Raw genomic sequence first — 23,235 nt, 5'->3', positions numbered from 1 at the left:
CCCGGTCTTTTGCTACCAGGGCACCCCGGACAGCCATTTGATGCCTACACCCCCGCACCCACACCCCGCTCCCCCCAAAAGAAAACCCCCCCGCACCCCGCGCGCCTTCAAATACCTTTATCTTTCATCTCCCAAGAATCTTAACAGAACCGATGAAGATCATCAAAGATCCGGTGCACGGCTACGTCGAAGCGGACGCGACGGCGCTCCGGCTGCTCGACTCGGAGGTCGTCCAGCGGCTCCGCCACGTCACCCAGCTCGGGTTTGCAAACCTCGTCTACCCCGGGGCAAACCATACCCGGTTCGAGCACTCGCTCGGGACGATGCATCTTGCGGCCCTCATGGCGGGCCAGCTCGGGCTCGACGACGGCGAGACGAAACTCGTCACCACGGCCGCCCTCCTCCACGACATCGGCCACGGCCCCTTCTCCCACGTCACCGAACCGGTGATGGAGGAGTTCACGGGGAGGAGCCACCACCAGATCGACCGCCTCGTCCGCGAGGGAACGACCGCGGGTATCCTCGAAGGCGAAGGACTCGACCCCGCCGAGGTCTGCGCCGTCGTCGCGGGGAAGCACCGCCTCGCGAGCATCATCCACGGCAGCCTGGACGTCGACCGGATGGACTACCTGATGCGGGACGCCCACTACACCGGCGTCCCCTACGGGACGGTCGACGCCCACCGGCTGATCCGGAGCACCATCTTCACCGAGTCGGGCATCGCCCTGCACGAAGGCGGGATCAACGCCGCCGAGTCGCTCCTCATCGCCCGGACGCTGATGCGCCCGGCGGTCTACTTCCACCACGTGAGCCGGATCGCGACGAGCATGTTCGTCCACGCCCTCCGCGAGGAGGTGCGAAACGTCCCGGGCACGGACGCCCGCGAACTGATGCGGATGGACGACGCCGCCTGCATGGAGCGGCTGAAGCACTCCCCCTCCCCGATCACCCGCGACCTCGCCCGCCGGGTCTACGCCCGGGACCTCTACAAGCGGGCGCTGTACATCGGCGAAGACCGGGTGAACGCCGCAGCCTTCCGCCAGGAACCCGGCCCCGCCCGGGAGCGGGAGATCGCCCGCGAGATCGCCGAGACCGCCGGGGTCACGGAGGACTGCGTCCTGGTCGACATCCCCCGGCTCCCCCGGGCGCTCTCGATGGAGGTCCGGGTCAGGAACAGCCATGCGATGGTCGAGATCGAGGAGGTCTCCCCTCTCATCAACACCCTGAACGACACCCGGCGGCAGCAGTGGCGCCTCGGCGTCTACACCGTGGAGGAGCACCGGAACGCGGTCGAGCAGGCGGCGACGGAGGTGCTCCGGGTGAAGCGGGCGACAAAACAGGATAAACTCGTAGTGACATAACATATGGAGAGCGCATGAAGAAAGAATTCGTCGTCGGGGTCACCGGGGCAAGCGGGGTCGTCTACGCCCGCCGCCTCCTCGAAGTGCTCTGCGAACGGGCAACGGTGCATATCGTCATCTCCGATACCGCCCGGCAGATCGCCGGGATCGAAGGCGTGAACCTCGAGGGGTTCGGCGCCATATACGCCGAGAACAGCGACCTTGCGGCCGATATCGCGAGCGGCTCGTTCCGCTACGACGGGATGGCGATCGTACCCTGCAGCATGAAGACGCTTGCCGCCGTCAGCAACGGGTTCGCCGACAACCTGATCGCCCGGGCGGCGGACGTCTGCCTCAAGGAGAAGCGCCCCCTCCTCCTCCTGCTGCGGGAGATGCCGCTCTCCCGGATCCACCTGAAGAATATGCTTGCGGCCGACGATGCCGGCGCGACCGTGATGGTCGCAAGCCCCCCCTTCTACCAGCGCCCGCAGACCATCGACGACCTCGTCGATATGGTGGTGGCCCGGGTGCTCGACCACATGGGGGTCGAACACGACCTCGGAACCCGATGGAGCGGATACGATGCGTGACTTTATCGAACTGATGCGGGAGCAGGGCAGGGTCGAGGAGATCGAGAGCCCCTGCTCGACCGTCTACGAGGCTCCCCGTATGGCGAGCCGGACGGATAAGATCCTCTTCTTCCACGACCTCGACGGCCGCCGGGGGGTGATGAACCTCCTCTCCGACCGGAGATCGCTTGCAGCGGCGCTCGGCGTCGAGGAGCGGGACCTCGTCGGACACCTCGCGGGCATGACCTACAGCGGCCGCGTCGTGGACGCCGGACGGCTCGAAGGTGGCATCCCTGCCGACCTCTCCGCCCTCCCGGTCATGAAGCACTTCCCCGGCGACGCCGGGCGCTACCTCACCTCCGGGATCGTCTTCTCGCGCTACGACGGCGTCGAGAACGCCTCCATCCACCGGATGATGGTCCTCGACGACGGAAGGGTCGTCGCCCGCCTGGTGGAAGGAAGGCACACCCATACCCTCCTCAAAGCAGCGCTCGCCCGCGGGGAGAAACTCCCGGTCGCCGTCACCGTCGGCACCCATCCGCTGGTGACCTTCGCCGCCTGCACCCGCGTCCCGGAGGGTAAGGAGCTCGCCTACGCCGCGGAACTGATGGGCGGGGAACTCGCCGTGCGGGAGTGCGGGAACGGCGTCCGGGTCCCCGACGCCGAGTTCGTCCTCGAGGGTTACATCACTGCTGAAACGGCGGCTGAAGGGCCGTTCGTCGACATCACCGGCACCTACGACCCCGTGCGCCAGCAGCACGTCATCGAGTTCACGAAGATGTACTGCAAGGAGGACCCCATCTACCACGGCATCCTCCCGGCCGGCGACGAGCACAAACTCCTGATGGGAGCGCCGTACGAGCCGAAGATCTACCGTGCAGTGGGCGAGGTGACGACGGTGCGTGACGTCCTCCTCACGAAGGGCGGCGCCGGCTACCTCCACGCGGTGGTGAAGATCCGCAAAAATACGCAGGGCGACGCGAAGAACGCCATCATGGCGGCGTTTGCCGCCCACACCTCCCTCAAGCACGTCGTGGTGGTGGACGAGGATATCAATCTCCACGACCCTTACGACGTCGAATACGCTATCGCGACGAGGGTCCGGGGCGATACCGACATCATGATCGTCGCCGGCGTCCGTGGCTCGTCGCTCGACCCGACACGGTTATCCGACGGGACGAACGTGAAGGTCGGTGTCGATGCCACGATGGTCATGGGGAGAGAGGACGAATTCAGGAGAGCGGAGTGGGTGTAGATGTATCTAGACAACGATGACGAGCGGGTGCTCGCCGGCGAGTTCGGCGAGACCCGGCAGAAGATGATGGAGATCCTGGTCGCGCTCGGGGAGGTCTACGGGGCGGAGAAACTCGTCCCGATCACGAGCGCCCAGGTGAGCGGTGCGTCCTACAAGACCATCGGAAGATGGGGGCTTGCCTGGCTGCAGAGCCTCAACGCCCGGGCGGCGGTCCCGGCGGTTCTGAATCCCATCGGGATGCCGCGGGAGGGATGGCAGGAGTTCGGGATCGACGAGGAGTTCGCCCGCCGCCAGGCGGAGGTCGTCGAGGCCTACCGGAAGCTCGGGATCCGGGTCGAGTGCACCTGCACTCCCTATTACCTGCGGATCACGGAGTACGGGGAGCACCTGGCCTGGTCGGAGTCTTCGGCGGTCGCCTACGCGAACTCGGTTCTCGGTGCCCGGACGAACCGGGAAGGCGGGCCGAGCGCCCTTGCGGCGGCGATCATCGGAAAGACCCCCTATTACGGTCTCCACATCGTCGAGAACCGACGTCCGCAGGTCGTCGTCGAGGTCGAGAACGGCACCGGCCCGCACGCCGGCCACTGGGGCGCCATCGGCCACGTCGCCGGGAAGAAGGTGGGGAACCGGATCCCGCTCTTCGAGGGTATCCGGCCGAACCGCGATCACCTCAAAGCCCTCGGGGCTGCGATGGCGGCGACCGGGGCGGTCGCCCTCTTCCACGTCGAGAAGATCACCCCGGAAGCCCGGGTTTTCACGTTCGACACCGGCGACCTCGACCGGGTGACGGTAACACAGGACGAGATCGAGGCCCTCTTTACGGAGACCGAGGTCGAGGCAGTCGCGGTCGGGTGCCCGCACTGCTCCGCCGACGAGCTCCGGGAACTCGCGGAACTCCTGCGGGGGAAGACGACGACGAAACCCTTCTACATCTTTGCCGCAAAGGGGGTCGCGAAGCACAACCCCGACCTCGTGAGCGTCATCGAACGGAGCGGCGCCCGGGTGATCGCGGACACCTGCATGGTCGTCTCGCCCCGGATGGACGAGTTCGCTTCGATCATGGTCGACTCGGGCAAAGCCCTCGCCTACGTTCCCGGGATGTGCGGGGCGCTCGCCCGGATCGGGACGAGGAAAGAGTGCGTCGAGGTCGCGACGTCGTGAGGGCGTGCCGTTATCCTCACCAATTCCCTCACCCGAAGCCGTGAATCACTATCAACAACCGATATCGCACGCGAAGGCGCAAAGTTCGGTATAGTTACTTGTAACTCCCTTTCGCGGCTTCGCTCTCTTCGCGTGAGGCCGTATCATCGCTTATAACCTGTTAGCTCGCGCGAAGCCGCGAAGGACGCGAAGTTCGGCATACGTGTGCAGGCGGCTTCCTTCGCGGCTTCACCCGGAATCTACCGTTGTCCGAACGGGCCAATTCACGCCCCCACTCCTCTGACGTCGAGCACCTCCATCAGGCTCTCGTCGAGCATGTAGCCCCGGAGCCGGTCGCGGTTGCCCCGCAGGCTCTCGATGCTGTTGATACCGGCCGCACCCAGGAGTTCGGCGAGTTCGAGCGTCCACGCCCGGATCAGGTTTGCCACCTGTTCCGACGCCTCGTTGGGATTCAGCCGCGCCACGAGGTCGGGCCGCTGGGTGGCGATCCCCCAGGGGCAGAGGCCGCGGTAGCAGTTCCCGCAGACCCGGCAGCCCATCGCCGCGAGCGCCGCGGTGCCGATGTAGACCGCGTCCGCCCCGAGGGCGATCGCCTTCGCGACGTCGGCGCTCCCCCGGATACCCCCGCTCGCGATGACGGATATCTCGTTTCTGATCCCCTGGTCGCGGAGTTTTTTGTCCACGCTCGCGACCGCCGCCTCGATCGGGATCCCTACGTGGTCGCGAAAGACCGTCGGCGCCGCCCCGGTGCCGCCGCGGAACCCGTCGATGACGACCGCATCGGCCGGCGAGCGCGCGATCCCGGCGGCGATGGCGGCGACGTTGTGGACGGCGGCGATCTTCACGAAGACCGGTTTCTTCCACTCCGTAGCCTCCTTGAGGCCGCGGACGAGCTGGGCGAGGTCTTCGATGCTGTAGATGTCGTGGTGCGGCGCGGGGCTGATCGCGTCGCTCCCCTCCGGGATCATCCTCGTTCTGGAGATCTCCGCACAGACCTTCTCCCCCGGGAGGTGCCCGCCGATGCCGGGCTTCGCGCCCTGGCCGATCTTGATCTCGACGGCGGCGCCCCGCTCCAGGTAGTCGATGTTCACGCCGAACCGCCCGGACGCGACCTGGACGATCATCCGGTCCTGGTAGGGGTGGAGGGCGGCGTGCAGCCCGCCTTCCCCGGTGCCCATATAGGTCCCGGTCTCTTTTGCCGCCCGGGCCATGGCTACCTGGGCGTTGAGGCTGATCGCCCCGTAACTCATGTGCCCGATCATCACCGGCGTCTCGATCCGCAGGTTCGGGGTGAGGCGGGTCTTGAGTTCGACGTCGCCGCCCTCCCGCCGCAGGAGATCGAGCCGCGCCGGCCTCTTTCCGAGGTGGGTCACGAGTTCGATCGGCTCGCGGAGCGGGTCGAGGCTCGGGTTCGTGACCTGGCAGGCGTCCAGCACCAGGCGGTCGAAGATGACCGGGTAGTCGAGGGCGTTGCCCATCCCGGCGAGGATGATCTTGCCGGTCCGGGCCTGGTTGTAGATCGACTCCCGCGCCTCCCGCGTCCAGAGCGGGTGGCTCCGGTAGTCGCAGGGGTGCTCCTCGATGCCGATGGCGTCCCGGGGGCAGCAGGCGATGCAGCGGTGGCAGGCGGTGCAGTTCCGGGAGTTGACCTGGATCCGGTCGCCGTCCCGGGAAAAGACGCCGTAGGAGCAGTTCTCGATGCACCGTCCGCACTCCATGCACCGGACGGGGTCGATGCTGATCCGGTAGCGGGAAGGGAGGCTCCCGATCATGCGACAACCCTCCCGATCACCGGCTCGCCCGCAGCCGGCATCCGGATCGACTCGACCCGCGGTTCCATCGCCCGGATTGCCGCCTCTTCGCTCGAGATGTAGAGCCGGTCGCCGCACTCGCCGACGATCATCGGCCGGAGTTTCGTCCGGTCGGTGAACCCGACCATCATGTCGCGGTTCGCGGCCACGATGGCGAACGGCCCGTTCATCATGGCGGATGCGTAGGCAAGCCGGAGGGCGGAGTTCCACTCCCGCTCGGCCGCGGGCATCCGGTCGATCTCCTCCCAGAAGGGCGGGGCGAGCGCCCGAACCGCGATATCGACGTCAAGGCCGTGCCGCCGCACCAGAAGGTCGACCAGATAGGCGACGACCTCCGTGTCGGTATACATCGTGCAGGTGTAGCCGAGACTCTCGATGTAGCGCCGGTTCGTCCCGTAGGAGGTGATCTCGCCGTTGTGCACGACGCTCCAGCCGAGGAGGTTGAACGGGTGCGCGCCGCCCCACCACCCGGGGGTGTTCGTCGGGTAGCGGTTGTGCGCGAGCCAGATGTAGCCCTCGTAGTCCTCGATCCGGTAGAAGTCCGCGACGTCCTCGGGCCACCCGCCGGCCTTGAAGACCCCGAGGTCCTTGCCGGAGGAGAAGATGAGCGCGCCGCGGCGGGCGGCGTTGACCTGCATCACGAGGGCGCTGACGATATCGTCCTCCGGCGTCGCGCTTCCCGGCGGCGCGAGGGATGCGTCGGGCTTGAAGAAGTAGCGCCAGGGGGTATGAACCGCCCGGAGATTCGGCTGCCCATAGGTCGGGATCGCCTCGTCGTGCTCGACCGTCCCCCACTGCGCGAGCGTCGATTCGAGGAGCGGCTTGTTCTCGCGGACGTTGTCGAAGAAGACATGGAGGGCGTAGCAGTCCCGGTAGTCGGGGTAGATGCCGTAGGCTGCGTACCCCGCCCCCTCGCCGCTGCCGCGCTCGTTCATCATGGAGAGAGCCTGTCGGATGCCGGAACCATCCATCGTCCGGCGAGATCTGTCCATTACGCCAATTATGCCGCACATAACCATCACGGTCGACCCGCCCCCCTCCACCTCCGGGTGGTCGGGGAACGCTCCGATAGATCTAGATCCGTCAAGTATAAATAATATTGGAAGGAAGTTTCCTTCCATATGAGTGCCGACAACATCTCAGCGATGCTCGAGCGCATCGAACAGGACAACGTCCGGTTCCTCCGGCTGCAGTTCACCGATCTCCTGGGCATGCCCAAGAATGTCTCCATCCCGGCGAATCAGGTCGGGAAGGCGCTGACCGACGGCATCGGGTTCGACGGGTCGTCCATCCAGGGGTTCGTCCGGATCGAGGAGTCTGATATGGTGCTCAAACCCGACCTCTCGACCTACAACCTCCTGCCCTGGCGGCCCCGGGAGAAGAGTGTCGCCCGGTTCATCTGCGACGTCTGCAAACCGGACGGCAAACCGTTCGAAGGCGATCCGCGCGCCGTGCTCCGGCGGGCGATGGAGGATGCGGCGAAGGACGGCTACGTCTTCAACACCGGCCCGGAACTGGAGTTCTTCCTCTTCAAGATGCTCGACGGGCGGCCGACCACGCAGTTCCAGGACGCCGGGGGCTACTTCGACCTCGCGCCGACCGATCTCGCGGAGGACCTCCGGCGCGAGGCGATTCTCGCACTCACCGAGATGGGGTTCGATATCGAGGCGTCGCATCACGAGGTCGCCGAGAGCCAGCACGAGATCGACTTCAAGTATAGCGACGCGCTGCATACGGCCGACAACGTCATCACGTTCAAGTTCGCGGTCAAGACGATGGCGCTGATGCGCGGCCTGCACGCGTCCTTCATGGCGAAGCCGATCCACGGTATCAACGGGAGCGGGATGCACACCAACTGTTCGCTCGCGAAAGACGGGAAGAACGCGTTCTATGACCCGGACGCCCCCCTCCAGCTCTCGAAGACCTGCATGCACTTCATCGGCGGGCTGCTCAAACACGCGCCGGCGATCACCCGGGTCGCGAACCCGACGGTCAACTCCTACAAGCGGCTCGTCCCCGGTTACGAGGCGCCCTGCTACATCAGCTGGAGCGCAAGCAACCGCTCGGCCCTCGTCCGGGTCCCGGCGCCCCGCGGCAACAGCACCCGGGTTGAGTTCCGCAGCCCCGATCCGACCTGCAACCCCTACCTCGCCTTCACGGCGATGCTCGCGGCAGGGATGGACGGTGTCCGGAGCGAGATCGAGCCGCCGGTGGACGTTCACAAGAACATCTTCCACATGACGTCCGCCGAGCGGGGCCAGAACGGGATCGAGACGCTTCCCGGAGACCTCCACGAGGCCCACCGGGCGCTGCTCGCCGACGACCTCATCTGCAACGCGCTCGGCCCCCACGTCGTCGAGGCGCTCACGAGCGTTGCCGAAGCCGAGTGGGACGCCTACCGGACGACGGTTCACCCCTGGGAGATCGACCGGTACCTGGCGACCTACTGAACTCTTTTTTCTTATGCGGCGGGAGCACCCGGCACCTCCCCGAAAACCTGTGTAACGCCGTATCCTCATTCCGCCGCTATCGCTCACGCAAATCCGGCCGCCGCAGGAACGTTCATATCCCCAAAAACGCATAGATGCGCTTATCGGTCGAACAGGGTAGACACATGACGCAGAGAAAGGATATCGACACCATGCGAAGGCGCCGGGATATCGACGGGCTGATCACGGCTCTTTCGGACCCGGCCGAGATCGTGCGGCTGACCGCAACCGAAGCCCTCGGCACCGCCGGCGACGAACGGGCGCTCGAGCCGCTGCAGCGGTTGAAGTTCTCGGACCCCGATGCGGGCGTCCGGCGGGCCGCGTCGGTCGCGCACGCCCAGGTGATGCGGAGGCTCGCGGACCGGAAGGCGGCGGAGGGGATACCCCGCGAATCGTAGCCCGCACCCGGTAAGGCATATATATCCCCGGAACGTCTACGCGACACGATCAGGGAGATTGCCATGGCGACAATCGATGAGGTCGATACCATGCGTGATGCCCGGGACGTCGACGGACTGATCCGGGCACTGGACGACGAGGACGAGTTCGTCCGGTCGCAGGCAGCCCTCTCTCTCGGGACGCTCGCCGACCCGAGGGCGAAGGAGCCGCTCGCAAGGGTGAAGAGTGAGGATCCGAGCGCCTCGGTCAGGGAGGCGGCCGCGACCGCGTATAAGTGGGTGGTCGGCCGCCTCCAGGAGATCGAGGCGGCCCGGTAGCACCGGCCTACAGGACGGCGAAGTTGAGCCAGAGGATGGCGCTGCCGATCCCGACCGTGACGAAGAGCACGAGCATTCCCACCTTCAGGAACTCCACGAATGAGATGGAGAGGTTGTTCCGTGCCGCGATCCCGATGACGACGACGTTTGCCGACGCCCCGATGGCCGTGCCGTTCCCGCCGAGACACGCGCCGAGCGAGAGCGCCCACCAGAGCGGGTAAGTGTCCATCGAGACGCCCATGTCCTGGATCAGGGGGATCAGGGTGGCGGTGAGGGGGATGTTGTCCACGACGGCCGAGGCGATCGCCGCGAACCAGGCGATGATCATGATGGCCTCTCCCTCCGAGTGGACGTTCTCGACGACGAACCCCGCGACGGCCGCGATCGTCCCGGTCTCGACGAGGGCACCGACGACGACAAAGAGCCCGCCGAAGAAGAAGAGCGCCGGCCACTCGATCTTCTCGAAGATCTCCTCCGGATTCTGCCTGCTCCAGAAGAGGAGGATCGATGCGCCGATCAGGGCGACGAGGGCGGGTTCCAGCCCGAGAAGATCGTGGACGAAGAACATTCCGATGACGAGCGCGATGACGGCGACCGACTTTTTGAAGAGCGAGGCGTCACGGATCGCTTCCCGCTCGTTTAGATCCGCAAACGTCTTCTCGATCCCCGCCCGCTCGTCGGGCGAGACGTGGAGGACTTTTCTGTAGATGAGGGCGAGCATCCCCATGACGACGACGAGGTCGACGGCCATGATCGGGCCGAGGTTGATGATGAACTCGTTGAACGTCAGGCCGGCGGCCGACCCGATCATGATGTTCGGGGGGTCGCCGATGAGCGTCGCCGCCCCGCCGATGTTGGAGGAGAAGATCTCGGCGATGAGGAAGGGCAGGGGGGTTATCCGCATCACGCTTGCGATGTAGAGCAGCATCGGGGTGAGGAGGAGGACGGTGGTGACGTTGTCGAGGAACGCGCTCGTCACGGCCGTCACGAGCGAGAAGAGGAGCAGCACCCGCATCGGGCTCCCGTTCGCGAGTTTCGCCGTCTTGATGGCGATGAACTCGAAGAGGCCGCTGCCGCGGGCGGTGTTGACGATGATCATCATCCCCATCAGGAGGAAGATAGTGCCGAGGTCGATGTACTCCGGGATCTTCTCCCACGGGACGATGTGGAGGAAGACGATGACGGAAGCACCGAACATCGCCGCCACCGCACGATGGATCCGCTCGTCGATGATGAGCGCGTAGGTGAAGAGGAAGACCGCGACGGCGATCAGTGCCGGGCCGATCACGCGTTCCCACCCCGGCGAGGGTTGGGGCTGCGGACGGCGGGGTATGCAACGAGAGATTGACGATATGCCATGGAACTCTCCGGGAAGAATGAACTGCAGGATTCAGATATGCGCGTTCCTCCCATAACCATGCCGGTCAGCACTGCTATGGGGATAATGCCGGTGCAGCCTCCTGCACTCGAGAAACGGGGCGGCGGCGATCTGCCGCGCCGGGTTCAACTCGCTGCCGGGGACGCCTCCGCACCCGGCGCCCGCCTCAACCGGAGAACCTTGTAGATCTCTCCGGCGAGCAGCACCGGCAGGCCGAGCAGGGCGAGCAGGCCCCAGTCGGCGAGGGCCAGGGGTGCGGTCCCGAGGAAGGCCTGCAGGATTGGGACGTAGACCACCAGCGCCTGGAGAACGAGGCTTCCGAGGATGGCGAGGAGCAGGGCGGGGTTCGAGAAGAACCCGATCCGGTGAAGGGGATACCGGAACGACCGGAAGTTCAGCACGTTGTAGAGCTCGAAGATGATGAGCCCGGTAAACGCCATCGTCCGCGCCCGGTCGAGGTCGACCGCGTAGTGGCCCATGAAGACGTAGATGGTCAGGAGACCTAGCCAGGCCCCGAGGACGAGGATGACGGCGTAGGCGTTGCGCGTGAGGATGGACTCCTGCGGGTCGCGCGGCCTTCTCTGCATGACGTCCCGCTCGGCGGGTTCGAGGCCGAGGGCGAGGGCGGTGAGGCCGTCGGTGACCAGGTTGATCCAGAGGATCTGGACGGGGATGAGGATCAGCGGCAGGCCGAGGAGGAGCGCGCCGACGATCGCGACGATCTCGCCCACGTTCGAGGAGAGGAGGTAGCGGGTGAACCGGGCGATGTTGTCATACTCCCGTCTTCCTTCCTGGACGCCGGCGACGATGCTCGCGAAGTTGTCGTCCATGAGCACCATGTCGCTCGACTCCCTGGCCGCATCCGTCCCCTTGATGCCCATGGCTATCCCGATGCTCGCTTTTTTGAGCGCCGGAGCGTCGTTGACGCCGTCGCCGGTCATGGCGATGATCTCCCGGTCGCGGGAGAGGATATCGATCACCCGGAGTTTGTGCTCCGCGGTGACCCGGGAGAGTACCTTCGTTGTTTTGAGGCGCTCCTCGAGGTCGTCGTCGCCGAGCGCTTCGAGTTCGGCCCCGGTCATCGCCCCCTCGCTCGAGAGCCCGAGATCCCGGGCGACGGCGTAGGCGGTCAGCGGGTTGTCCCCCGTGATCATGATGACGTCGATCCCGGCGCTCCGGCAGAGCCGGATCGCCTCCGCCGCCTCGGGCCGCGGGGGGTCGACGATCCCGGCAAACCCGAGGAAGACGAGATCGGTCTCCACGGTATCGGCCGTCCACTCGATGCCGGGGGGGAGCGGGCGGCAGGCCGCCCCGAGCACCCGGAGCCCCTGCGACGCGTATCCCTCGAGCTCGCGAAGAATCGCATTCCGGTCTTCTTCCGTGAGCGGGACGGCCGCCCCCTCCCGGAGCACCCGGGACGAGCGGGCGAGGAGAACCTCCGGCGCCCCCTTCACGTGGGCGACGTATCCCCCATCTCCGGGGTAGACGATCGTCATCCGTTTCCGGGTGGAATTGAACGAGAACTCTCTCTCCGGCTCCGCCGCGTCGTCGCGCGAGAGCCCGGCCTTCTCCGCCGCGACCACGAGCGCCCCCTCGGTCGGCGTGCCGAGGATCCGCCACCCCCCTTCCTCGAGAGCGAGGCTCGCGTGGTTGCAGAGGAGGACGGTGCGAAGGAACTGCCGGAGCCCCGGGTCGGCGAGCGGGTCGACGGGTTTTTCCTCAAGGAGGAACGCGCCCATCGGAAGATACCCGGCCCCGGTGACCGCGACCTCCGTATCGGCCGTCCGCACCCGGACGACCGTCATCTCGTTCCGGGTGAGCGTTCCGGTCTTGTCGGTGCAGATCACCGAGACCGCACCGAGTGTCTCCGATGCCGGGAGGTGGCGGATGAGGCAGTTCCTCCGCATCATGGTCTTGATGCCGATGGCGAGCGTCAGCGTCACGACCGCCGGGAGCCCCTCCGGGATCACCGCCACCGCAAGGGAGACGCCGACGAGGAACATCTCGAGGAGGCCCCGCTGCTGCAGGAGGCCGATGGCGACCACGAGAACGGCGATCCCGAGGGCGATCAGCCCGAGATCGCGGCCGAGCCGGTCCATCTGCCGCGCGAGGGGCGTCGTCTCGTCCGCGACCCGCTGGGAGAGGCCGGCGATCCGCCCGAACTCCGTCTGCATCCCGGTGGCGACCGCAACCCCCCGGCCGCGCCCGTTCGTCACCGTCGTGCCGGCGAACGCCATGTTGCTCCGCTCGGCGAGGGGCGTCCCGGCAGGGAGCCGGCCCGGCGCCTTGTCCACGGGAGACGACTCGCCCGTCAGCGGCGCCTCGTCCACCTCAAGCGACGTCGCCTCGGCGATGTAGATGTCGGCGGGCACCCGCTCCCCCATCTCCAGGAGCACGACGTCCCCCGGCACGATCCCCGCCGCATCGATCTCCCGCCGCTCCCCGTCGCGGACGACCACGGCGTGCTGGACAAGCATCTTTTTAAGCGCCTCGATCGCCTCGCCGGCCTGCCACTCCTGCGTATACCCGAGGATGGCGTTTAGGACGACGATGATGAGGATGGCGGCGGCGTCAAGGGCTTCGCCGACGAAAAACGAGACCGCAGCGGCGATAATCAGGATGACGATGAGGATGCTCTTGAACTGCCGCAAAAATACCTGGAGCCGGGTCTCCCGCGCCTCCTCGCGGAGGACGTTTTTCCCGTAGCGCTGCAGCCGCGCCTCCGCCTCGTCCGTGGAGAGGCCCGCGGGATCCGTGCCGACCTCCCGGCGCACCTCCTCCGCGGAGAGGGCGTGCCAGTCAGGCAGAGGCCTTCCGCCTGCAGACTCTCCAGTCGGCACGGGCATATGTTCCCGGTTCTGCGCCGGGCTATAAAAAGGTATAGAGATCGCTCGTCCTGCCGCGGAACCGGCGCAGCAGCGGCCGGATTGCCCCGGCTCCGCCGCCCCTCCGGCAGGATTATATCCTTCGGCCGAACCGATCCGGTGCCGGGCCGGGCGACCGGTCCGGGGAGGAACGACGATGAGCAGAATAGCAGTCCTGATCACGGATATGTTCGAGGATGTCGGGTACACGAAGCCCGCCGGGGCGTTCCGGGAGGCCGGCCACGATCTCGTCCACGTCGGCCTCTCCGCGGGGGAGACCGTGCACGGGAAGGCGGACCGGACACCGGTCACGATCGACCGGAGCGTATCGGATCTCTCGCCGGACGACTTCGACGCGCTCTTCATACCGGGCGGCTACTCGCCCGACAAACTCCGGGCACACGATGCGCCCGTCGAGTTCGTGCGCCGCTTCGTCGAGAGCGGCAAACCGGTTCTCTCCATATGCCACGCACCCCAGCTCATGATCACCGCGCAGGTGCTCAAGGGCCGGAGGGTCGCCGGATGGAAGTCTGTCGCGCAGGACATCAGGAACGCCGGTGCGGAGTACGTCGACCGGGAGGTGGTCGTCGACGGCAACATCGTCTCGAGCAGGCAGCCGGACGACATCCCCGCGTTCATCGAGGCGTCGCTCGCGAAACTCGAAGAAGCCGCCGGACGAGAAGCCCGTCCTGCGGCTGCAGGGCGGCGGTGAGAGGGGAGCCGCACCGCATAAACTCTTTATGGGTGCGGCCCGCACCTCCTCTTCAGGATGAGTCCTGCAGGTCTGTCGGGAGAGGCATGGGGCAGACCCGCAGTCATCGTCCTCATCACGATCCTCGCCGTGCTCCTGGATCTCGCCTTCGGCACGGTCGCGTACACCCATCTCTTCTACCTGGTGCTCATCCTCGCCGCGTTCTGGTACCGGAGACGTGCGGCTGCCGTCGGGGTTCTGCTCGCCATGGTCCACATCACCGTCTATTCCCTCCTCTACGGCGCCCCGGGCGCCGGCATCCTCGTGAGTGCGGCCGCCTTCGTCGCCGCCGCATACCTCCTCGGCTACCTCTTCGAGGCCGCGGGCAGGCGTGCCGGCGGTCTCCACTTTCGTATAGGCGAGCCTTCCGGCGAAGCCGCGTGCGACCGGGACACGAGAAGGCTGATCGCCCGGCTATCGAGCCGCGACCCCGATACCCGCTACCGGGCGGCCGGGTGCCTGGGCGACGCGGGCGATCCTGCCGCGGTCGAACCGCTCGCCGCCCTCCTCGCGGACCCGGAGGTCGGCGTCCGGTGGAAGGCGACGGAGGCGCTCGGAAGACTGGGTCCTCCGGCCGTCGGGCCGCTCACGGAGAGCCTCAGGAGCGAGAACGTCGACGTCCGCTGGATGGCCGCGGTCGCTCTCGGGGATATCGGCGACCCCTCGGCGATCCCGGCGCTGATGGGCGCGCTCGACGATGAAGACACCTACGTCCGGAGCAGGGCTGCCCTGGCCATAGGCGCTATCGGCGAGCCGGCCCGGGAGGAGGCTATCGCCGGCCTCTCCGACGGGAACGGGCGCGTCAGGTGGGGGGCGGCGATCGCGCTCGGGAGCATCGGGGGGGAGAGCGGTATTGCGGCCCTCATCGAAGCGCTCCGCGACCCGGACGGGGAGGTGCGGCAGCGTGCCTGCGCTGCGCTCGGGGATATCGGCGAGCCCGCCGTCCAGCCCCTCATCGAGGCGCTCGGGACGGAGAACGAACTCCTCCGGCGGGGGGCGATCGCCGCCCTCGGCCTTGTCGGGAAGCCCGCCGTCCCCGCGCTCGCCATGGCGCTCCGGCACGGCGACGACCGGCGCGTTCGCGCGGGAGCCGCGCGGGCCCTCGGGGAGATCGGGGATCGCGGATCGGCGGATCTCCTGATCGGGGCGCTCGAAGACGAACGGGAGGAGGTGCGCGAGGCCGCCCGGGAGGCGCTCGGCAGCATCAGGAAGACATAACAACAGCAAGGGTGCACCTGAACGCTATGACTGACAGAACCCGGATCGAGGAACTGATTACCGATCTCCGGGACGGCCCTCTCGCGGCGCGCCGGGCGGCGACCGCCGAGCTCGGTGAGAGCGGAAAAGCGGCCGTGGAGCCGCTCATCGCCACGATGCAGGCCGGCAACAACGACGTCCGGTGGTACGCCGCCCGTGCGCTGGTGCGGATCGGGGAGCCGGCGATCGATCCCCTCCTCGCGGCGATGCGCGCCGCGGACGACCGCGACTTCCGGCGGTACGCCACGGCGGCTCTCGCGGGGATCGGCGCCGCCGCCGTCGAACCCCTCGTCGCCGTCGTCGAGAACGCCGATGCCGATCTCCAGCCGTTCGCCGCGATGGCCCTCTGCCGGATCGGGGATCCGGCGGTCGAACCGCTCCTCCGCCTGATGCAGAACCCCGACCCGAAGACACAGGAACGCGCCGCCCTCCTCCTCTGGAAGATGGGAGAGGCGGGCGCCGGGCCGCTCACCGAGGCGCTGGAGACGGGAAGCCGATCCGCGAACAATAAATGATCGAGACGCCTTCAGATCTTTAAGGTCTGATGGCATCTCGTACGACGGGGGGTCCCCTCCGGCTCCTGCAGGAAGGCGACCTCCGTGAACCCGGGAAGGTTCTGGTAGCCGGCGCTTCGGGCACGGCGATACTGGCCGCCCTTCTCGTGGAGCCGCCCGGCACCAACCTCGTTCTCTGGGCCCTTCTCTTCGTCCCGGCCGCGGCGGTCGGCTACCTCTACCGCGAGAAGGGAATCGTTGCCGCCACCGTGCTCGGGCTCGCCTATCTCGGCGCCACGGCAGGGCGCGCCTATCCCCCGAACCCGAGCATATTTCTCCCCTTCGTCGCCATGGTTGCTCTTGCGTCGCTCGCCTCGACCGTCGGCTACTCGGCCCGGGAGCAGATCCACTACAGGGAGGCCATGGAACGGGCTCCAGGCGGCGCGTTTCTTATCCGGCGGGAGGACGAAACGGTAGCGGACGTGAACCACGACTTCGCGGAACTCCTCGGGTATGCAAGAGGAGACCTGGAGAACCTCCCGGTATCGAAGATATGGCCATACGCCGACGACCGCGAGCGATTCTTTGCGCAGGCACAACCGGGCGCAGGCAACGCGGTCGTCGAGACGCAGTTCCTCGGCCGGGACGGCAGAACATGCTGGCTCGTTCTCTGGGGGCGCTGCCTCGACGGTGTCGTCGTCACCTGCCGCGTCTCGGAGATCACCCGGTACAAGGAGGCGGAAGCGGCCCTGAACGCCGAACGCCGCCGTCTCTTCTCGATCCTGGACACCCTTCCCGCTTACGTCACCCTGCAGGGGGAGGATCACACCGTCCGGTTCGCCAACAGGGCGTTCCGGGAGACCTTCGGCGATCCGGAGGGCGGGCTCTGCTACGAGGTGCAGCGCGGCTCCCGAAGGCCCTGCAAACCCTGCAAGGGGGCGATGGTCTTCACCCTCCGGAGCCCGCAGCACTGGGAGTGGGATCATACGAACGGGAAGACTTACGAGGTTCACGCCTACCCGTTCACCGATACGGACGGGTCGCCCCTGATGCTGCAGCTCGGGATCGACATCACCCAGCGGGTGCAGGCGGAAGAGGCGCTCAAAGGGTTTGCCGGGAACCTCCAGGCGAAGAACCGGGAACTGGAGTTGTTGCGGAGCCAGCTCTCCGTCGTCAACCAGGAACTCGACGCGATGGTCCGGGAGCGGACCGCCGACGTGGAGAAACTCCTCGCCCAGAAGGACGAGTTCATATCGCAGCTCGGTCACGACCTGAAGACGCCCCTGACGCCGCTGGTCGCGCTCATGCCGAGGATCGTCGCGCGGGAGCAGGACCCGGATCTCCGGCGCCTCCTCGAGATCGCCGGCCACAACGTCACTTACATGAAGGACCTGGTCCAGAAGACCCTGCAGCTCGCCCGGATGAACTCCCTTTACGTCGAACTCGATCTCGAACCCCTCGACCTGAAGACGGAACTCGACAACACGCTCCGGAACTACGCCGTCCTCTTCAAGACGAAGGCCATCGCCCTCAACAACAACATCCCGGCCGGGATCACCGTCAGGGCCGACCGGGTTCTCCTCGGGGAGGTCTTCAACAACCTGATCGCCAACGCCGTCAAGTACATGGAGGACGAGAAGGGGACGATCACCATCGACGCCGCCCGCGAGCGGGAAGCCGTGGTCGTCTCGGTCAGGGATACCGGGATCGGCATGACCCGCGAGCAGCTCGACAAGGCGTTTGCCGAGTTCTACAAGGCCGACGCCTCCCGGCACAACCTCGACTCGCCGGGCCTCGGCCTCACGATCTGCCGGCGGATCGTGGAACGGCACGGAGGGCGGATATGGGCCGAGAGCGCCGGAGAGGGGAGGGGTTCGACCATCATATTCACCATCGAGGCGGTAGAAACGCTGTAAAGAATCCGCAGGGTTATATACTGTTCCGGGCGAGAGAATTTACTGAACAACCCGGCGGGTCCCGGGGAGGGAGCAGATGGCGGAGGAATCGAGCCGGCGGATTATGGTCGTCGACGACGACGTCTTCATCCTCGAGGTGATGGAGGAACTTCTTGAACCGGAGGGGATCGGGGTCGTTGCCGCAGAGAGCGGCGATGCCTGTATCGCGGAACTTACAGGCGGGTTTCGGGGGGTCATCCTGATGGATATCATGATGCCCCATAAGGACGGATGGGAGACGATCCAGGAGATGATCGACCGCGATCTCATGGGAGGGAACGTCATCGTGATGCTCACGGCAAAAGACGTCCCGGACGCGGAACTGGAATGTCTCAAGGAGCAGGTCATCGATTACATCACGAAACCGTTCGAGCCGGACGAGATCGTGGCCCTCGTGAAGGGGTACCTCAATTACCTTCCGTAAGGGGGAGATTGCATGGAGTATTCCTTATCCTTTCCCCGCGACAGACGGACGATCGTCGTCATCGGTTCGTCGACCGGCGGGGCGCGAACGCTCGAGGTCGTCTTTTCCCAGTTCCCGCTTGTCGATGCCGCCGTCATCCTCGTCCAGCACATGCCGCACTCTATGAACAGCGCGCTTTGCCGGCATATCGAAGAGATCTCGTTCATGGATGTCCGGGTTCCGGAGGACGGCGAAGAGATCGAGCACGGCAAGATCTACGTGGCCCCGAGTGACGTCCACTTAAAACTCGTCGAAAACCGGAAGATCTGCCTCTTCAACGACGAGAAGGTGCAGTACGTCAGGCCCTCGATCGACGTCGCCATGATGTCGCTCGAGCGGCGCGGCAGCGACCGGTTCGCCGGGGTGATCCTCTCGGGGATGGGGAGCGACGGCGCCGAAGGGATCTCCCACATCAAATCCATCGGGGGGACCACCTTCGCACAGGCTCTCCGGACATGCGCCATCCACTACATGCCCCGCGCCGCGTTCGCGACCGGGCGGGTGGACCAGATGCTCCCGCCGGAAGGGATCCGCGAGAATATCATCCGTTTCGCCGGGATTCTCTGACGCTCAACCCTCTTTTACAGCCTGCCGGAACCGGGGTCCGCGGACGTAAACGACTGCTCTAAATGCGTGAAGGGCCCATACTTCATGCATGGAGGTCTCGCCTGCTACCGCCCGGTACTTCGAGGAACTGATGTCCGGGCTTGAGTCCGCGATGCGGCTCGCCGCCGCCGCACGGGCCCGGGGACTCGATCCGAGGACGGAGGTCGAGATCCCGGTGGCAAGCGACCTCGCCGACCGCGTGGAGGCGCTCCTCGGTTACAAGGGGATCGCGGCCCGGATACGGGAGCTCGAGCAGGAGATGTCCCGCGAAGAGGCGGCGCTCCGCATCGGCGACGATTTTGCGGCACGAAAGTTCGGCGAGACCACGCCGGAGGAGATCCTCGACCACGCCATCCGCGCGGCGATGGCGCTCCTGACGGAGGGCGTGGTGGCCGCCCCGACGGAGGGGATTGGAAAGGTCAGTCTCGGAAAGAACGACGACGGGACGGAATACCTGAAGATCTACTACGCGGGCCCCATCCGGAGCGCCGGCGGGACGGCGCAGGCGCTCTCGGTGCTGGTGGGCGACTACGTGCGCCAGACGCTCGGGATCAACCGCTACATCCCCCGCCCCGAGGAGGTGGAGCGCTACATCGAGGAGATCCGGCAGTACAACAACATCATGAGTCTCCAGTATCTCCCGAGCGAGAAGGAACTCCGGATGATCATCGAGAACTGTCCGGTCTGCATCGACGGCGAGCCGACGGAGCAGCAGGAGGTGAGCGGCTACCGGAATCTGGAGCGGGTGGAGACGAACACCGTCCGGGGCGGGATGGCGCTCGTCGTCGCGGAAGGGCTGGCGCTGAAGGCCCCGAAGGTCCAGAAGAACGTCCGGAAGATGAAGATACAGGGCTGGGACTGGCTCGAGGACTTGATCGGCGGCGGCGCCTCGGCGAAGAGCGACGACGACGATGCGAGCTCCGCGATCAAGCCGAAAGACAAGTACATCCGCGACCTGATCGGCGGCCGGCCGGTCTTCTCGTACCCGATGCGGAAGGGCGGGTTCCGGCTGCGCCTCGGCCGGGCGCGGAACACCGGGTTTGCGGCCGCGGGTTTCAACCCGGCGACGCTGCACATCCTCGGCGACTTCCTCGCGGTCGGGACGCAGATGAAGGTCGAGCGGCCGGGGAAGGCGGCGGGGGTCGTGCCGGTGGACTCGATCCAGGGGCCGACGGTCAAACTCCGGAGCGGGGAGGTGCGCCGGGTGGACGACGCGGCGGAGGCCCGGCGGCTCGCGGGGCAGGTGGACGAGATCCTGGACGTCGGCGAGATGCTGGTCAGTTTCGGGGAGTTCATGGAGAACAACCACCCGCTGATGCCCCCGGCCTACTGCGAGGAGTGGTGGATGCTCGAGGGGGGCCCCCGCCACCCTGAAAACGAGCTCGAAGCGATCGAGTTCGCGCTCGATGGGGCTCCGCTCCACCCCGACTACACCTACATGTGGGACGACATTGCCCCGGCCGATATCGCCCGCCTCGCGGAGGCGGTCAGCGCCGACGGGACGATCGAGGACGGGATGCTGATGATCCGAAACACCCCGGAGACGAAGGCGATCCTCGAGGAGATCCTGGTTCCCCATCACCTCTCGGGGGACCGGCTGGCGATCGGCGAGCACCTGGTGCTCCTCGCCTGTCTCGGGCTGACGCTGCAACTCACGAAGCGGCCGGCGTGGCAGGACGCGCCGATGGAGAACCCGCTCGACCTCGTGATGCACCTTTCGGGCTTTTCGGTGCGCTCGCGGGCGGGAACCCGGATCGGCGGCCGGATGGGGCGGCCGGGGAAGTCGAAGCCGCGGGAGATGCGCCCGCCGCCCCACTCCCTCTTTCCGATCGGCGACGACGGCGGCGCCCGCCGGTCGTTCCAGGCGGCCTGCTCCTCGAAACCCCGGTCGAACACCGACGGCGGGGTGATCGAGGCGGAGGTCGGGGAGCGGCAGTGCCCCGCCTGCGGTGCCTTCACCTACAAGAACCTCTGCGAGTGCGGGGCGCACACGAACCCGGTCTTCCGGTGCCCGAAGTGCAACAAGGACGTCGGCCAGGATGTCTGCCCCCGGTGCAACGTGCCGACGGTCTGTCTCCAGAAGGTCACGATCAACGTGAAAGCGGAGTACCTGGCGGCGATGGAGAGCCTCGGGGTGCGCGAGTCCTCGGTCGCGCTTTTAAAGGGCGTGAAGGGCCTGATCTCGCGCGAGCGGCCGGTGGAGCCGATCGAGAAGGGGATCCTCCGGGCGTTGCAGAACCTTTATGTCTTCAAGGACGGCACCGTCCGCTACGATATGATCGACCTTCCCCTGACCCATTTCCGGCCGGACGAGGTCGGCGTCCCCATCGAACGGCTCCGTGAACTCGGCTACACCCACGACACCTACGGCCGGGAACTCGTCTCGGACGACCAGGTGCTGGAACTCCGCCACCAGGACATCCTGGTCTCGCAGGACTGCGGCGAGTGGCTCGTCCGGGTGGCGAAGTTCGTCGACGATCTCCTGGTGCGGATCTACGGGCTCGAGCCGTTCTACCGGGCGGAGAAACCTCTCGACCTCGTCGGCCACCTCCTGATGGGGCTTGCCCCGCACACGAGCGCCGGGGTTCTCGCCCGGCTTATCGGGTTCTCGAAGGCGCCGGTCGGCTACGGCCACCCGTTCTTCCACGCGGCGAAACGGCGGAACTGCTTTGCAGGCGACACGGAGATCACCGTCTCCGACGGACGGCAGTGGACGACCGTCCCCATCCGGCAGTTCGTGACGGAGAACTTCGATCTCTCGAAACCGGGGATCGACCACGTGGGAACGTTCTACTCCGATCCCCGCCAGCCGTTCTACGTCCGGAGCATCGATCCGCAGGGGAAGACCGCCCTGAAGAAGGTGACGTCCGTCTCCGTCCACCGCGCCCCGGCGCACCTCGTCCGGTTCGCGACGAGGCGGGGGAAAGTCCTTACGGTGACGCCCGACCACGCGATGCTCGTCTGGGACACGGACTATCTCCGCAAGATCAAGGCCCTCGAGGTCGCGGTCGGCGACCGCGTCCCGGTGGAGGAGGGCGGGCTCGTCGTGGCGGACGAGGTCGTCTCCCGCGAGACGGTGCAGGCGCTCGACGACCGGGTCTACTGCCTGACGGTCGCCGACAACCACACCCTGGTCGCAAACGGCGTCTTCTGCGGGCAGTGCGACGGCGACGAGGACTGCGTGATGCTCCTCCTGGACGGGCTGATCAACTTCTCCCGCGCTTATCTCCCCGAGACCCGGGGCGGGACGATGGACGCGCCGCTCGTCCTGACGACCCGGATCGATCCGTCGGAAGTCGACAAGGAGAGCCACAACGTCGACGTCTGCGACCGCTATCCGCTGGAGGTCTACAACGGCTGCCTCGCCTACGCCCACCCGAAAGACCTCGACGAGTACGTCGACCGGGTGGAGCGGCGGCTCGGGACCCCGGCGCAGTGCGAGGGGTTCTCCTTCACTCACCCGACCTCGAACATCTCGGCAGGGCCGCTCGAATCCACCTACACGAAACTCGGGTCGATGCTCGACAAACTCGAGGCGGAGCTCGACCTCGCGAAGAGGATCCGTGCCGTGGACGAGGACGACGTCGCCGAGCGGGTCCTGAACACCCACTTCATCCGCGACCTCCAGGGGAACCTCAACGCGTTCTCGAAGCAAAAGGTCCGGTGCATGAAGTGCAACGCGAAGTACCGGCGGATGCCGCTTGCGGGGAAGTGCACCCGCTGCGGCGGCAACGTCATCCCGACCGTTCACGAGGGCTCGGTGAAGAAGTACCTGGAGATGTCGCGCAACATCTGCGGGACCTACGCGATAACCGAGTACACGAAGCAGCGGGTGGAGGTGCTCTTCATGCAGATCGAGTCGACCTTCGGCGAGCCCCCGGAGAAGCAGCTCGGGCTCGCGGATTTTATGTGAGAGCGGGTTGCACCACTTCACTGATTTTGACATCCGGTATTGAGCAATGCAGCCTCGTGTGACGACTTAAAACGGAGTTAGCACCACCTGGACACTGGGCTTCGCACCTTGCGGTGCTCGAGCTCTGTTCCTGACGGAACATCGCACTTCTCACCTGACGGTGCTCGAGCTCTGTTCCTGACGGAACATCGCACTTCTCACCTGACGGTGCTC

18 protein-coding genes are annotated in these 23,235 nt (G+C 66.4%); 14 read left to right on the top strand and 4 right to left on the bottom strand.

Annotated features, from left to right (window positions below; genetic code table 11):
• The first annotated feature begins 152 nt into the window (after positions 1-152).
• From SZ63_RS05065 to SZ63_RS05050, 4 genes are read left to right on the top strand one after another with little or no spacing between them, the layout of a single operon-like run.
• Entirely contained in the window at positions 153-1,361 is a 1,209-nt protein-coding gene (locus SZ63_RS05065; protein ID WP_048182149.1) for an HD domain-containing protein, read from the top strand.
• Positions 1,362-1,375: 14 nt separating this feature from the next.
• A complete protein-coding gene (locus SZ63_RS05060) occupies positions 1,376-1,930 on the top strand; it encodes a UbiX family flavin prenyltransferase (RefSeq protein WP_048182146.1) in 555 nt (184 codons plus the stop codon).
• Positions 1,923-3,164: a UbiD family decarboxylase gene (locus SZ63_RS05055; RefSeq protein WP_048182144.1), complete on the top strand. Its 1,242-nt coding sequence runs from the start codon at positions 1,923-1,925 to the stop codon at positions 3,162-3,164. The genes SZ63_RS05060 and SZ63_RS05055 overlap by 8 nt, the downstream gene beginning before the upstream one ends.
• Positions 3,165-4,325 (top strand): aconitase X, encoded by a 1,161-nt coding sequence (locus SZ63_RS05050; RefSeq protein ID WP_048182141.1) that lies wholly within the window; start codon positions 3,165-3,167, stop codon positions 4,323-4,325.
• Positions 4,326-4,588: 263 nt separating this feature from the next.
• Here the strand turns inward: SZ63_RS05050 and SZ63_RS05045 are convergent, their stop codons facing one another.
• Together SZ63_RS05045 and SZ63_RS05040 are read right to left on the bottom strand one after the other, a co-directional pair.
• Entirely contained in the window at positions 4,589-6,097 is a 1,509-nt protein-coding gene (locus SZ63_RS05045; protein ID WP_048182138.1) for a glutamate synthase-related protein, read from the bottom strand.
• Complete coding sequence (locus SZ63_RS05040; protein WP_048182133.1) at positions 6,094-7,149, bottom strand: class II glutamine amidotransferase; 1,056 nt, start codon at positions 7,147-7,149, stop codon at positions 6,094-6,096. The genes SZ63_RS05045 and SZ63_RS05040 overlap by 4 nt, the downstream gene beginning before the upstream one ends.
• 108 nt (positions 7,150-7,257) lie before the next feature.
• On the opposite strand from SZ63_RS05040, the gene glnA reads away from it, so the two are divergent.
• The 3 genes from glnA (at position 7,258) to SZ63_RS05025 (ending at position 9,341) form a co-directional block, all read left to right on the top strand.
• On the top strand, positions 7,258-8,586 hold the full coding sequence (gene glnA, locus SZ63_RS05035) for a type I glutamate--ammonia ligase (protein ID WP_048182127.1): 1,329 nt from the start codon (positions 7,258-7,260) through the stop codon (positions 8,584-8,586).
• Positions 8,587-8,750: 164 nt separating this feature from the next.
• The gene (locus tag SZ63_RS05030) at positions 8,751-9,023 is read left to right on the top strand and encodes a HEAT repeat domain-containing protein (protein ID WP_048182122.1); all 273 of its coding nucleotides are present in this window, start codon (positions 8,751-8,753) and stop codon (positions 9,021-9,023) included.
• 63 nt (positions 9,024-9,086) lie between these two features.
• Positions 9,087-9,341 carry a HEAT repeat domain-containing protein gene (locus SZ63_RS05025; protein WP_048182117.1) on the top strand — a complete coding sequence of 85 codons (255 nt, stop codon included), beginning with the start codon at positions 9,087-9,089 and terminating at the stop codon, positions 9,339-9,341.
• A gap of 7 nt (positions 9,342-9,348) precedes the next feature.
• On the opposite strand, the gene SZ63_RS05020 is transcribed toward SZ63_RS05025, so the two are convergent.
• Positions 9,349-10,629, bottom strand: coding sequence for an ArsB/NhaD family transporter (locus tag SZ63_RS05020; protein WP_048182111.1), 1,281 nt, complete (start codon positions 10,627-10,629; stop codon positions 9,349-9,351).
• 215 nt (positions 10,630-10,844) lie between these two features.
• The gene (locus SZ63_RS05015; RefSeq protein WP_048182106.1) at positions 10,845-13,565 is read right to left on the bottom strand and encodes a cation-translocating P-type ATPase; all 2,721 of its coding nucleotides are present in this window, start codon (positions 13,563-13,565) and stop codon (positions 10,845-10,847) included.
• 175 nt (positions 13,566-13,740) lie between these two features.
• Between SZ63_RS05015 and SZ63_RS05010 the strand changes: the two genes are divergently transcribed.
• The 7 genes from SZ63_RS05010 to SZ63_RS04980 all read left to right on the top strand — a co-directional run bounded on the left by SZ63_RS05010 (position 13,741) and on the right by SZ63_RS04980 (position 23,022).
• A complete protein-coding gene (locus tag SZ63_RS05010; RefSeq protein WP_048182101.1) occupies positions 13,741-14,295 on the top strand; it encodes a type 1 glutamine amidotransferase domain-containing protein in 555 nt (184 codons plus the stop codon).
• Positions 14,296-14,352: 57 nt separating this feature from the next.
• Positions 14,353-15,552, top strand: a complete 1,200-nt coding sequence (locus SZ63_RS05005) for a HEAT repeat domain-containing protein (protein ID WP_048182096.1) — start codon at positions 14,353-14,355, stop codon at positions 15,550-15,552.
• A 26-nt stretch (positions 15,553-15,578) separates the two neighbouring features.
• The gene (locus SZ63_RS05000; RefSeq protein WP_048182093.1) at positions 15,579-16,106 is read left to right on the top strand and encodes a HEAT repeat domain-containing protein; all 528 of its coding nucleotides are present in this window, start codon (positions 15,579-15,581) and stop codon (positions 16,104-16,106) included.
• A gap of 29 nt (positions 16,107-16,135) precedes the next feature.
• Entirely contained in the window at positions 16,136-18,001 is a 1,866-nt protein-coding gene (locus tag SZ63_RS12395; RefSeq protein ID WP_052959063.1) for a sensor histidine kinase, read from the top strand.
• Between the two features lie 76 nt (positions 18,002-18,077).
• The gene (locus SZ63_RS04990; RefSeq protein ID WP_048182090.1) at positions 18,078-18,464 is read left to right on the top strand and encodes a response regulator; all 387 of its coding nucleotides are present in this window, start codon (positions 18,078-18,080) and stop codon (positions 18,462-18,464) included.
• Between the two features lie 12 nt (positions 18,465-18,476).
• The gene (locus tag SZ63_RS04985; protein WP_048182087.1) at positions 18,477-19,070 is read left to right on the top strand and encodes a CheB methylesterase domain-containing protein; all 594 of its coding nucleotides are present in this window, start codon (positions 18,477-18,479) and stop codon (positions 19,068-19,070) included.
• Between the two features lie 88 nt (positions 19,071-19,158).
• Positions 19,159-23,022: a DNA-directed DNA polymerase II large subunit gene (locus tag SZ63_RS04980; protein ID WP_048182085.1), complete on the top strand. Its 3,864-nt coding sequence runs from the start codon at positions 19,159-19,161 to the stop codon at positions 23,020-23,022.
• Positions 23,023-23,235: the final 213 nt, after the last annotated feature.

This window comes from Methanoculleus sediminis, assembly GCF_001017125.1.
Lineage (GTDB): Archaea > Halobacteriota > Methanomicrobia > Methanomicrobiales > Methanoculleaceae > Methanoculleus > Methanoculleus sediminis.
The sequence above is the reverse complement of the archived record's forward strand: the minus strand, read 5'-3'. Positions and strand labels throughout refer to the sequence as shown.

Bases quoted from the DNA above. Each gene is read 5' to 3' on its own strand.
- SZ63_RS05065 (WP_048182149.1), top strand. From the start codon at position 153: ATGAAGATCATCAAAGATCCGGTGCACGGCTACGTCGAAGCGGACGCG.
- SZ63_RS05060 (WP_048182146.1), top strand. From the start codon at position 1,376: ATGAAGAAAGAATTCGTCGTCGGGGTCACCGGGGCAAGCGGGGTCGTC.
- SZ63_RS05055 (WP_048182144.1), top strand. From the start codon at position 1,923: ATGCGTGACTTTATCGAACTGATGCGGGAGCAGGGCAGGGTCGAGGAG.
- SZ63_RS05050 (WP_048182141.1), top strand. From the start codon at position 3,165: ATGTATCTAGACAACGATGACGAGCGGGTGCTCGCCGGCGAGTTCGGC.
- SZ63_RS05045 (WP_048182138.1), bottom strand. From the start codon at position 6,097: ATGATCGGGAGCCTCCCTTCCCGCTACCGGATCAGCATCGACCCCGTC.
- SZ63_RS05040 (WP_048182133.1), bottom strand. From the start codon at position 7,149: ATGTGCGGCATAATTGGCGTAATGGACAGATCTCGCCGGACGATGGAT.
- glnA (WP_048182127.1), top strand. From the start codon at position 7,258: ATGAGTGCCGACAACATCTCAGCGATGCTCGAGCGCATCGAACAGGAC.
- SZ63_RS05030 (WP_048182122.1), top strand. From the start codon at position 8,751: ATGACGCAGAGAAAGGATATCGACACCATGCGAAGGCGCCGGGATATC.
- SZ63_RS05025 (WP_048182117.1), top strand. From the start codon at position 9,087: ATGGCGACAATCGATGAGGTCGATACCATGCGTGATGCCCGGGACGTC.
- SZ63_RS05015 (WP_048182106.1), bottom strand. From the start codon at position 13,565: ATGCCCGTGCCGACTGGAGAGTCTGCAGGCGGAAGGCCTCTGCCTGAC.
- SZ63_RS05010 (WP_048182101.1), top strand. From the start codon at position 13,741: ATGAGCAGAATAGCAGTCCTGATCACGGATATGTTCGAGGATGTCGGG.
- SZ63_RS05005 (WP_048182096.1), top strand. From the start codon at position 14,353: ATGAGTCCTGCAGGTCTGTCGGGAGAGGCATGGGGCAGACCCGCAGTC.
- SZ63_RS05000 (WP_048182093.1), top strand. From the start codon at position 15,579: ATGACTGACAGAACCCGGATCGAGGAACTGATTACCGATCTCCGGGAC.
- SZ63_RS12395 (WP_052959063.1), top strand. From the start codon at position 16,136: ATGGCATCTCGTACGACGGGGGGTCCCCTCCGGCTCCTGCAGGAAGGC.
- SZ63_RS04990 (WP_048182090.1), top strand. From the start codon at position 18,078: ATGGCGGAGGAATCGAGCCGGCGGATTATGGTCGTCGACGACGACGTC.
- SZ63_RS04985 (WP_048182087.1), top strand. From the start codon at position 18,477: ATGGAGTATTCCTTATCCTTTCCCCGCGACAGACGGACGATCGTCGTC.
- SZ63_RS04980 (WP_048182085.1), top strand. From the start codon at position 19,159: ATGGAGGTCTCGCCTGCTACCGCCCGGTACTTCGAGGAACTGATGTCC.